Below are 11,739 nucleotides of genomic sequence, written 5' to 3' on the forward strand. Positions count from 1 at the left end.
TGTAAAATAAAACCTAGTGCACTTTATATTTTGAAAAATATAGAAGTTCTTTCTTCATTTGCGAGATTTTTCATATTTTAAATTCGGTATTGGTATTGTCAAGTTTTGTTACAAAGGGTTATATGGGAACATGGGATAAGGTAATGTAAGCTAATCATGAATACAACATCTGTTACGAATCTCCAAGATATAGATCAAAATACTTATAACGATGAATTGTATCGCTTAAATAAAGTATATGTCTTTTTAGGTATTACAATCATTGTTTTGGCTTTATTAACAGCGTCTGTTTCATTTATCATTCTTATTGGCTTAACCCCTGTTGTTCCCAGTAGAACTGTAACTCTTATTCTTATAGGCATTAATAGTGTTTGGGTTTTTGGACTTATAATCATTGTTTTTTACGAGATGATTCCCATCATTCGTGCGTGGCGGTCAAGGCGTGCGGGTTCCCGTCTTCATGTGCGCCTTATTTCGTTATTCGCGCTTGTTGCAACGATGCCAGCTGTTGCAGTTGCTCTTGTATCGGGGCCTGCACTGAATTTAGGGCTTGATCGATGGTTTGATACGACAACACGTCAAATTGTAGGCTCTTCTATCGATTTAGCAAATGCTTATGCGGATGAAATGCTTCAGAACTTGAAAAATTTATCCTATGCTATGGCATTTGCACTTGATAACAAAACGCTTTTAGAGCGTAGTCCAGCTGAATATAGGATGCAATTAACGCGTCATGCTCTAGGACGCAATCTGCGCGGTGCATTTTTATTAAGTTCTAGTGGAACTATTTTTATATCAAGTGATCTTGGTGATGAGGATAAACTGCCGATCCCACCCTCTAATCTTATTGAGCGTGCGACTAGTGCGAGGCCTTTTTCTTTTCAACCGGGGGTTCATGACTATTTTGGCATTATTTTAAAATTTACCAATATTCCAAATACATTTTTGTATCTAGTACGTGACGTTGATAAAGATGTTTTATCGGCTTTGCGTTTGACGGAAGTTAATACAGATCGTTATCGTGATTTAAATGAAAATCGTCTGCTGACACAAATTGCATTTGGTATGCTTTATCTGTGTCTTTTTTTTAGTTTATTCTTATCGGCCATTTGGGCAGGTATTGCTGTTGCTGATCGCTTAGTGCGTCCTATTCGCCTTCTTATTAGTGCTGCCGATGATGTAGCTTCAGGGAATATGGAGGTCTTTGTGCCAGTGCGTGCGCGTGATGGGGATATTGGACAGTTGTCAAAAACTTTTAATTATATGGTTAGTGAGCTGAAAAGTCGGCGCAATGAGTTGATTGCAGTTCGCGATCAAATTGATGAGAGGCGGCGTTTTTCTGAGGCCGTTTTGTCTGGTGTAACAGCGGGTGTGGCTGGAATTGATGATAATGGCGATATTACAATTATCAATCGGTCTATTGAAACGATGTTTGATATTCGCTCTGAAGAAGTTATTGGACACAGTCTTTTATTGTTAAGTGCTGAAATTTGGCAGGTTTTTCAGTTTGCATGTTCGTTAGATCGTAAGAATCATCGTGAGCAGGTAACTTTAAGTGTTGCAGGACAAGAGCGCGTTTGTAATGTGCAAATTACTATGGAAGAGGATGATGGACAAGGGCAGTCTTGGGTTCTAACAATTGATGATATTACAGACCTTGTTGAAGCACAACGTTCATCGGCGTGGGCAGATATTGCACGCCGTATTGCCCATGAAATCAAAAATCCGCTTACACCTATTCAATTATCGGCTGAACGTATTCGCAAACGTTACAACAACGTTATTACACAGGATCGGGAGGTTTTTGATCGGTGTATCGATACGATTATTCGACAGGTTGGAGATATTGGGCGTATGGTTGATGAGTTTTCTTCTTTTGCTCGTATGCCAAAACCGCAGATGAATGTTTTAGATATACGCGGATTGCTGCGTGAAGCATGTTTCTTGATAGAGGTGACACGACATGATATTCATTTTGAGCAAGACTTAGGAAGTGCACCACTTTTGGGTGCATTTGATAATCGTCTCATTGTGCAAGCTTTTTGTAATGTTATCAAAAACGCAAGCGAATCTATAGATTCAGTTATGCGAGAGGAAAGCATTCATGGCCATATTCTTGTACGTTCTTATCGTCAAGAAGGGAGTGTAGTTGTGGATGTTATTGATAACGGTAAAGGACTTCCTAAAGAACAAAGGCAAAAATTGTTAGAACCTTATATAACAACGCGGGAAAAAGGAACAGGGCTCGGGCTAGCCATTGTGCGCAAAGTTATTGAAGATCATGGCGGTACCATGGAATTACATGATGCGCCGAAGAGTTTTTATGAAGGTCGGGGAGCAATGATCCGTTTGATATTTCCGGCGGATGGGGCTAAGCAGAATACTATTACACAAGCTATAAATCATAAGATAGGGGAATAAGATGGTATCAGATATCTTAATTGTTGATGATGAAGCGGATATTCGTGAGCTTATTGCCGGTATTTTAGATGATGAAGGCTATGAAACACGTGTTGCATGTAACTCTGATGAAGCATTAACACAAATTGGTGAACGTATTCCAAAGCTCATTTTTTTGGATATTTGGTTGCAAGGAAGTCGTCTCGATGGTTTAGCACTGCTTGATGAAATTAAAACGCGATATCCTGCTCTTCCAGTGGTTATGATCTCTGGTCATGGTAATATTGAGACGGCTGTTTCTGCTATCAAACGAGGAGCATACGATTTCATTGAAAAACCGTTTAAGGCTGATAGGCTTGTACTAATTGCGGAACGGACCCTTGAAACTTCAAATTTAAAACGTGAACTTTTAGAATTACGAAAGCGCTCGAGTGAGACATTGGAACTACTCGGAACATCAACCGCTATGAAGCATTTGCGTCAAACCATAGAAAAAGTAGCACCGACCAATAGTCGCATCATGATTACAGGTCCGTCAGGTGCGGGAAAAGAAAGGGTGGCACGTGCTATTCATGCGCTTTCTACGCGTTCGAATGGGCCATTTGTTACAATAAATGCGGCAACGATCACTCCAGAAAGAATGGAAATAGAGTTGTTTGGCAGTGAAATGGAGGGAGGAGAGCGCAAGATCGGTGCATTAGAGGAAGCCCATGGTGGAATATTATATCTTGATGAAATTGCTGATATGCCACGTGAAACTCAAGGCAAGATTCTTAGGGTGTTAACTGGACAGACATTTGAGAGAGTTGGTGGTACAAAACGTGTTAAGGTAGATGTTCGTATCATTTCTTCAACGGCGCAAAATCTTGAAAATCTCATCTCTGATGGGAGCTTTAGAGAAGATCTTTTTCACCGTCTTTCGGTTGTGCCCATTGCTGTTCCACCGCTTTCAGCACGTCGTGAAGATATTCCGGAACTTGTACGTCATTTTGTTAAAACAATATCGCAGCAGCTTGGTATTAAGTCGCGTGAAATTAGTGATGATGTGATAGCAATTTTGCAAGCGCATGCTTGGCCGGGCAATGTGCGGCAGCTTCGCAACAATATTGAGCGTCTTCTCATTCTTGTACGCGATGGTGATGGTCCAATAACAACAGAATTTCTTCCTCAAGAAGTGAGCGATTCTTTGCCGCGTTTTCAAATGGATGCAGATGAGAGTATAATGGATTTACCATTGCGTGAAGCACGAGAATTGTTTGAAAAGAGATATTTAGAGGCGCAAATTGGGCGTTTGGGTGGAAACATATCCCGTACAGCTGAATTCATAGGTATGGAACGTTCAGCTTTGCACCGTAAGCTTAAGGCACTTGGAGTTTCATAGATTATGCGTATTATTATTTGCGGGGCGGGACAGGTTGGTTATGGGATAGCAGAGCGTCTTGCTGCTGAAAATCACGATGTCACTGTTGTTGATATTGAAGCGAAATTGATTGAAAAAATTCGCGATACGTTAGATGTTAGGGGTTTTGTTGGTCATGGTTCGCGGCCTGAGGTGCTTTTGGCTGCTGATGCAGATAAAGCTGATATGTTGATTGCAGTGACTTTATTTGATGAAGTCAATATGGTGGCATGTCAGGTGGCACATTCATTGTTTAATATTCCAACAAAAATTGCACGCATTCGCTCACAATCTTATTTAGAACCGCGCTATAAAACGCTTTTTGCTCGAGAGAATATTCCTATTGATGTGGTTATTTCACCAGAAGTTGAAGTTGGGGAAATGGTGTTGCGTCGTATTGCTTTACCTGGAGCAATAGATGTTCTTTATTTCTGTAATGATGATATTGTTGCATTAGCCTTGGAATGTATGGAAGATTGTCCGGTTATTAATACACCTTTGCGTCAGTTAACGGAGCTTTTTCCAGATCTTCGCACGACAGTTACAGCTATTAAACGTGGTTCAGAATTATTGGTAGCACACTCAGAGACGCAGTTACGTGTTGGCGATGTGACCTATCTTGTTGTGGCCCGTGATCAAATGCGCCGTGCAGTTGGACTTTTTGGCCATAAAGAACAAGATGCTCACCGTATGATTATTGCAGGAGGCGGTCATATTGGTCTTTATGTTGCTCAAGCTATTGAAAATCGTCTCCATAAATTAAGGTTAAAGATTATAGAATCGCAGAGAGAAAGAGCTCTAACAATTGCTGATCAACTTGAAAAAACGACTGTTCTATATGGGAATGTATTAGATCCAGTAATTCTTCAAGAAGCTGGAATTGATCAGTCCGATTTAATAATTACATTGACCAATCAGGATCAAGTCAATCTTTTAAGTGCTATTATTGCTAAAAGATTGGGATGCAAAGCTAATATGGTGTTGATCAACAATGTTGCTTACCAAGAGTTTAGCCGCGCAGTTGGTGTAGATGCATATCTTAATCCACATAGTGTTACGATATCAAGAATTTTGCAACAAATGCGTCGTGGGCGTATTCGTGCTGTTCATTCGGTTTTTAATGGTCAGGCAGAAATTATTGAGGCTGAAGTGATGCAAACGTCTTCATTGGTTGGGAAATCATTGTCAGAACTCAATTTATCAGATGGCTTGAGAATTGGTGCAATTTATCGCAATAAAACTATAATACAGCTTTCAGCAGATACGCGCATTTTGTCTGGCGATCGGATAGTGATTTTTGCTCTTGCTGAATGTGTTCGTGATGTTGAACAACTGTTTCGTGTAAGTTTAGAATATTTTTGATATATTGCTTATAGATAGTTGCACTTTTTAGTATAGCGGACAATTAAGTCTAGTTGATAGACGGTGTTTGTCTTAAATGGTAAAAACTGGGCAGCGTGTTAAGCTTTTCAGCTATGATAAATTAGAAAACTTACATGTTGGTGTTGAATTATATAAAACCGAATCAATTCTACCACGTTTGGCAATTTACCGCTTTCATCCAAATTTTTCCCATGGTCATCTAAGATGCACAATTGTTCAATTTTCTGATTTTTTTCGTGTTATGTTGATGAAATATCAACAGAGTTTTTGGCTAGATACAGGTGTTTATCTGGTTAAACAGTTTTATCCAGATGCAGATAAAGTTTGGTTTGCAAAAGAAAATGCTGTAAGGGTAGATGTTTCTGCACTTTATTTTCCACCTGATAACCCTATTATAAAGGTGTTTGAGGATTATTGGGCAGGCACAGAAATTTTTCCTAAGTGGCTTGGGGTTAAACGTCGCGTTTGGAAGCCGTTTTGGTTAAAGAAGAAAAAAATGCCAATTTTACCAAGAAATATTTGAGTTACAATATTTGGCAATGATGGTATTTCGTGATTGGCTAAACAGTACGTTTTTTTCATGAAGCAAAGAAAAAGGAAACTTTTTATTATTGGGCGGGATGAAAAACTGAATGTATTTTTGATACAGCTTTTGGAGTTTAATCGCTTGCACATCCATTTTTGATAGGATTTCATATACACAGAAAGGTGAAGACCACTCAAAAATCCCTAGAAGGGAAGCTTTTACCATTGGGCAGTGTCGCGCATTCCTGATGTTCATGGTTTATTTAGGCAGAGTTGTTATTGCTATTTTAACTATTGGAATTTTAATCTTGCTTAAACAGCCGTTGATAGTGGCTTGCGAAGAGAAGGATGTTAGCCTACGGATAAAAGCGTTAAATACGTGAAGAACGATTCTTATATAAACGGAAGTAAAAACATGAATAATCCAATGAAAACAGCATTAAGTCTTGTTCCTATGGTTATTGAACAGACTAATCGTGGCGAACGGGCTTATGATATTTTTTCTCGTCTTTTAAAAGAACGGATTATTTTCATTAATGGTCCTGTTGAAGATGGCATGGCGATGCTTGTTTGTGCGCAATTGCTCTTCTTGGAAGCGGAAAATCCTAAGAAAGAAATTAGTCTTTATATAAATTCCCCAGGTGGTGTTGTAACATCTGGTATGGCAATTTACGATACTATGCAGTTTATTCGCCCTCCCGTTTCTACACTTTGTATGGGACAAGCTGCATCAATGGGGTCGTTACTTTTAACAGCTGGAGCGAAAGGACACCGTTTTACTTTGCCGAATGCACGTATTATGGTGCATCAGCCATCTGGTGGTTTCCAAGGTCAGGCTTCAGATATTGAAAGACATGCGCAAGATATTATAAAGATGAAACAGCGTTTAAATGAAATTTATGTTCAACATACAGGTCAGGATTATGAGGTTATTGAAAGGACTCTTGATCGTGATCATTTTATGACCGCACAAGAAGCTAAACAATTTGGCTTAGTTGATGACGTTATACAATATCGCGCAGAAACTGAAAAAGAAGAAAAAGATTAAGAATTTTTATAGAAAAGAGAACTACTCTAAAGAAAGAGTTGTATAAAAAAATCGCGAAAAAATAATAAAATACTTAAAGATATTGTGATACGCATGGTTTTGTATATGTCTTTTAGTTGTCGTTATGAAAAGCTTCCTTTGAAAAGACGAAGTATTCATATATCGTGGTGAAAGGAAAATGAAATGAGCAAAATTGGCAATAGCGGGAGCGAATCAAAAAATACTCTCTATTGCTCGTTCTGCGGCAAAAGTCAGCATGAAGTGCGTAAGCTCATCGCGGGCCCTACTGTATTCATCTGCGATGAATGCGTAGAGCTTTGCACGGATATTATTCGTGAAGAAAATAAATCTTCTGGGATTAAGGCGCGCGATGGTGTTCCTACTCCACAGGAAATTATAACAGTTCTTGATGATTACGTTATTGGTCAGCAGCATGCAAAGCGCGTTCTTTCTGTTGCAGTCCATAATCATTATAAACGACTTGCGCATCAGTCTAAAAGCAATGATATAGAGTTAGCAAAATCGAATATTCTTCTTGTTGGTCCAACGGGATGTGGTAAAACGTATTTAGCACAAACATTGGCGCGTATTATTGATGTGCCTTTTACGATGGCAGATGCAACCACTTTAACTGAAGCAGGCTATGTGGGTGAAGATGTCGAAAATATCATTTTGAAACTTCTGCAAGCTGCTGACTATAATGTTGAACGTGCACAGCGTGGCATTGTTTATATTGATGAGGTCGATAAGATTTCTCGTAAAGCGGATAATCCTTCTATTACAAGAGATGTTTCAGGGGAAGGTGTTCAGCAGGCGTTGTTAAAAATTATGGAAGGAACGATTGCTTCTGTTCCTCCTCAGGGAGGGCGGAAGCATCCGCAACAAGAGTTTCTTCAGGTTGATACAACAAATATTTTATTCATTTGTGGTGGAGCTTTTGCTGGTTTGGAACGGATTATTTCAGGACGTGGTGAAAAAACGTCTATTGGTTTTTCTGCTACAGTTAAAGCACCTGATGAGCGTTGTGTTGGTGAGATTTTTCGTGATTTAGAACCAGAAGATCTTATAAAATTCGGTTTGATACCAGAGTTTATAGGTCGTCTTCCTATTGTCGCTACCTTAGAGGATTTGGATGTTAATGCACTTGTACAAATTTTATCACAACCCAAAAATGCGTTGGTGAAGCAATATCAGCGTCTTTTTGAGATGGAAAATGTCGAGTTAGCATTTCATGAAGATGCTTTGCGGGTTATTGCTAAGAAAGCGATTGAGCGTAAAACTGGTGCACGTGGTTTACGCTCTATTATGGAGAAAATCCTTCTTGAGACTATGTTTGAGCTTCCGGCTCTTGAAGGCGTTCAAAAAGTGGTCATTTCGAGTGACGTAGTTGATGGGAAAGCACGTCCTCTTTACATTTATTCAGAACGTGCAGAAGATAAAGAAAATGTATCGGCATGATATTATGCGATATGAGAAGTGGTGATAAACACCATTTGAGGATGGATGTTGGGATATTATAGTCATACTGCTTGATTTATGTGTCCACAGTTACCACTTCATGTATTGTGCAGAGCTGGAGGCTTTTCTAAAGATGGGCTTGTGTAGCAAATAGATCATAGGCTCCAGAAAGGAGAATTATGCAATATATTGATGAAAAGACAGGTGGGGTAAGAGAGGTGGTTTATGCTGTTTTACCTCTTCGTGATATCGTTGTCTTCCCACATATGATTGTTCCACTTTTTGTAGGCCGAGAAAAATCAATTCGCGCTCTCGAAGAAACGATGGCGGTTGATAAACAGATATTGTTAGTTACGCAAAAAAATGCTTCTGATGATGATCCAAAATCGGAAGATATTTATGATATTGGTACGTTCGCTAATATTCTTCAACTTTTAAAGCTTCCTGATGGAACTGTAAAGGTTTTAGTTGAGGGGACTGCACGTGCAAAAATTAGCCAATTTACTGCGCATGAAGATTATCATCAGGCTTGTGCAACTATTATAGAGGAGCCTAGGGAGAATAATGTTGAGATTGAAGCTCTTTCAAGGTCGGTGATTGCCTATTTTGAAAATTATGTAAAACTTAATAAAAAAATTTCTCCTGAAGTTGTCAATGCTATTGGCCAGATTGATAATCATTCTAAGCTTGCCGATACTATTGCCTCCCATTTGATGATTAAACTTTCAGAAAAACAAGAAATATTAGCGCTGTTACCTATCCGTGATCGCCTTGAGCGTGTTCTTTCTTTCATGGAAGGAGAGATTTCTGTTTTGCAAGTTGAAAAGCGTATTCGTTCGCATGTTAAACGGCAAATGGAGAAAAACCAACGTGAATATTATCTCAATGAGCAGATGAAGGCTATTCAGAAGGAGTTGGGAGCGGGTGATGATAGTCGCGATGAGCTTTCTGAATTAGAAGAACGTATCACGAAGACAAAGTTTTCGAAGGAGGGACGCGAAAAGGCTGAGGCAGAATTCAGAAAGTTACGGAATATGTCTCCTATGTCTGCAGAGGCGACAGTTGTCCGTAACTATCTTGATTGGTTATTGGCAATGCCTTGGGGAAAAAAGTCGAAAATCAAAAACAATTTAGATTTTGCTGAAAAAGTCATGAATAATGAACATTTTGGTCTTGAAAAAGTCAAGGAGCGAATTGTTGAATATTTAGCTGTACAAAGTCGAGCCTCAAAAATAAAAGGTCCTATTATTTGTTTGCTAGGTCCTCCTGGTGTAGGGAAGACATCACTTGCTCGCTCTATTGCAAAAGCGACGGGGCGTGAATATGTTCGTATCTCATTAGGAGGTGTTCGGGATGAAGCGGAAATTCGTGGACATCGCCGTACGTATATTGGTTCTATGCCTGGAAAAATTATTCAGTCTATGAAAAAAGCTAAAAAATCTAATCCACTTTTCTTGCTCGATGAAATTGATAAAATGGGGCAAGATTTCCGTGGAGATCCTTCATCAGCTTTATTGGAAGTGCTTGATCCTGAACAAAATGGTACCTTTATTGATCACTATTTGGAAGTTGAATATGATCTTTCTGATGTCATGTTTATTACAACTGCGAATACCCTTAATATTCCAGGACCGTTAATGGATCGTATGGAAATCATTCGTATTGCTGGCTATACCGAATGTGAAAAAATGGAGATTGTTAAGCAGCATCTTTTACCAAAAGCCTTGAAAGATCATTGTTTGTCTAAAAAAGAGTTGAGTGTTTCTGATGGAGCGATAAGGTCTATTATTCAATTTTACACGCGTGAAGCGGGTGTTCGTAACCTTGAGCGTGAATTAATGAAGATAGCGCGTAAATCAGTTACAAAAATTCTTAAAACGCATCAAAAATCTGTAAAAATTACAGAAAATAATATTAATGACTTTTTGGGTGTTAAACGTTACCGTTATAACCAGATTGAAGGAGAAAACCAAGTTGGTATTGTTACGGGACTTGCGTGGACTGAGGTTGGTGGAGAGCTATTGACTATTGAGGGTGTTATGATGTCAGGTAAAGGCAAAATGACAGTAACTGGAAATTTGCGTGATATCATGAAAGAGTCAATTTCCGCAGCAGCGTCTTATGTGCGGTTTCGTGCTGTTGATTTTGGTATTGAACCCCCGCTTTTTGATAAGCGCGATATTCATGTTCATGTTCCAGAAGGTGCTACGCCAAAAGATGGGCCATCAGCTGGGATTGCAATGGTGACAGCAATTGTTTCGGTATTAACAGGGATAGCTGTGTATAAAGATATTGCGATGACTGGTGAAATTACTTTACGTGGGCGTGTTTTGCCTATTGGTGGATTGAAAGAAAAACTACTTGCTGCTCTTCGAGGAGGTATAAAGAAAGTACTCATTCCTGAAGAGAACGCAAAAGATTTGATTGATATTCCTGATGATGTCAAAAACAATATGGAAATTATTCCAGTAAGTCATGTGAGTGAAGTTCTTGAACATGCTTTGGTTCGTTTCCCTGATCCTATTGAATGGACAGAGCCTTCCACGGCGCCTGTGCCTCTCAGGACAGAGAATGATAGTGAAGGAATACAGATTGCACACTGATTCATTATCTACTTTCAAGGGTATTTTCAAAGCAGAAGCGGACATTTTCATGGTTTTTTCTCTATTTATTTTGAGAAAAAGTTAAAAAAATCCGTGAATAACTGTGATTATTGCTAAAAAACAATGTTTTGGATAAAAATAAGACTTCTGTTTGCTGTACTTTTCAATAAACTATCAGGCGACACGGTTAAGTTGTGTTATCTGGTAATATAGGGAAAGGAAATGTTTAATGAATAAAAGTGAATTGGTTAGCTCGATTGCTGAAAAGGCAGGTGTTTCGAAGGCGCAAGCTGGCTCTGTTGTTGATGCTTTTATCGCTTCTGTAACAGAAGCTTTGGCTTCGGGAGGGGATGTTCGTCTTCCGGGATTTGGTACTTTCGAAGTTTCTCATCGTGCTGCTACAAAGGGGCGTAATCCTTCAACAGGCGCTGAAATCAATATTCCAGCACGTTCTGTGCCTAAATTCTCTGCAGGCAAAAGTCTTAAAGAAGCTGTTAATAATAAATAGTTTGAGTTACACTAAAAAACCCGATTTATTCATAAGCGGGTTTTTTTTTATGATTTTTCTGCACATGCTTTTTAGATGAATTTTTGCAGCATGTTTTTTCTTCCAGTATTGTGAGTTTTTTTGAAAATATTTTAAGGGATTTCTTAAGATTTATGTGCGTAAAAAATATTCTAACATCCTAATGGATATTATATTAAGAGGCTATGCTTCTTTCCCATGCGGAGGTTTATAATAATAATCGAGATGCCAGTATTCTATGGAGGGGTATCTGTTTGATTTTTTATCACAGCATATTTTATATCATTACTAATTTTTTGACGATTAAAATGCTTTTGAGGTTTGTTATTTATAATAATAACGACTTTAATTATAGTAAAAATCTCTTTTGAAACTTCCACACTGTTTAATAAATGAT

At 38.7% G+C, this 11,739-nt stretch carries 7 protein-coding genes and 1 pseudogene; all 8 read left to right on the forward strand.

The features are described 5' to 3' along the window. Positions 1-156: 156 nt before the first annotated feature. The 8 genes and pseudogenes from ACKC4Y_RS02345 (at position 157) to ACKC4Y_RS02380 (ending at position 11,324) form a co-directional block, all read left to right on the forward strand. Positions 157-2,421 (forward strand): sensor histidine kinase NtrY-like, encoded by a 2,265-nt coding sequence (locus ACKC4Y_RS02345; protein WP_409361804.1) that lies wholly within the window; start codon positions 157-159, stop codon positions 2,419-2,421. A 1-nt stretch (position 2,422) separates the two neighbouring features. Next, positions 2,423-3,781, forward strand: a complete 1,359-nt coding sequence (ntrX, locus tag ACKC4Y_RS02350) for a nitrogen assimilation response regulator NtrX (protein WP_409361805.1) — start codon at positions 2,423-2,425, stop codon at positions 3,779-3,781. A gap of 3 nt (positions 3,782-3,784) precedes the next feature. Continuing rightward, entirely contained in the window at positions 3,785-5,161 is a 1,377-nt protein-coding gene (gene trkA, locus ACKC4Y_RS02355; RefSeq protein ID WP_409361806.1) for a Trk system potassium transporter TrkA, read from the forward strand. Positions 5,162-5,228: 67 nt separating this feature from the next. Then, positions 5,229-6,023, forward strand: a pseudogene (locus ACKC4Y_RS02360) (hypothetical protein). A 99-nt stretch (positions 6,024-6,122) separates the two neighbouring features. Further along, on the forward strand, positions 6,123-6,755 hold the full coding sequence (gene clpP / locus ACKC4Y_RS02365) for an ATP-dependent Clp endopeptidase proteolytic subunit ClpP (RefSeq protein ID WP_317993092.1): 633 nt from the start codon (positions 6,123-6,125) through the stop codon (positions 6,753-6,755). Between the two features lie 183 nt (positions 6,756-6,938). After that, on the forward strand, positions 6,939-8,213 hold the full coding sequence (clpX, locus tag ACKC4Y_RS02370) for an ATP-dependent Clp protease ATP-binding subunit ClpX (protein ID WP_409361807.1): 1,275 nt from the start codon (positions 6,939-6,941) through the stop codon (positions 8,211-8,213). A 179-nt stretch (positions 8,214-8,392) separates the two neighbouring features. Then, a complete protein-coding gene (gene lon / locus ACKC4Y_RS02375; protein WP_409361808.1) occupies positions 8,393-10,816 on the forward strand; it encodes an endopeptidase La in 2,424 nt (807 codons plus the stop codon). A 229-nt stretch (positions 10,817-11,045) separates the two neighbouring features. Continuing rightward, positions 11,046-11,324 carry an HU family DNA-binding protein gene (locus ACKC4Y_RS02380; RefSeq protein WP_409361809.1) on the forward strand — a complete coding sequence of 93 codons (279 nt, stop codon included), beginning with the start codon at positions 11,046-11,048 and terminating at the stop codon, positions 11,322-11,324. The last annotated feature ends 415 nt before the right edge of the window (positions 11,325-11,739 follow it).

This window comes from Bartonella heixiaziensis (assembly GCF_046245125.2).
Taxonomy (GTDB): domain Bacteria; phylum Pseudomonadota; class Alphaproteobacteria; order Rhizobiales; family Rhizobiaceae; genus Bartonella; species Bartonella heixiaziensis.

Excerpts from the sequence above, each read along its gene's own strand:
- ACKC4Y_RS02345 (WP_409361804.1), top strand. The coding sequence starts at position 157 with ATGAATACAACATCTGTTACGAATCTCCAAGATATAGATCAAAATACT.
- ntrX (WP_409361805.1), top strand. The coding sequence starts at position 2,423 with ATGGTATCAGATATCTTAATTGTTGATGATGAAGCGGATATTCGTGAG.
- trkA (WP_409361806.1), top strand. The coding sequence starts at position 3,785 with ATGCGTATTATTATTTGCGGGGCGGGACAGGTTGGTTATGGGATAGCA.
- clpP (WP_317993092.1), top strand. The coding sequence starts at position 6,123 with ATGAATAATCCAATGAAAACAGCATTAAGTCTTGTTCCTATGGTTATT.
- clpX (WP_409361807.1), top strand. The coding sequence starts at position 6,939 with ATGAGCAAAATTGGCAATAGCGGGAGCGAATCAAAAAATACTCTCTAT.
- lon (WP_409361808.1), top strand. The coding sequence starts at position 8,393 with ATGCAATATATTGATGAAAAGACAGGTGGGGTAAGAGAGGTGGTTTAT.
- ACKC4Y_RS02380 (WP_409361809.1), top strand. The coding sequence starts at position 11,046 with ATGAATAAAAGTGAATTGGTTAGCTCGATTGCTGAAAAGGCAGGTGTT.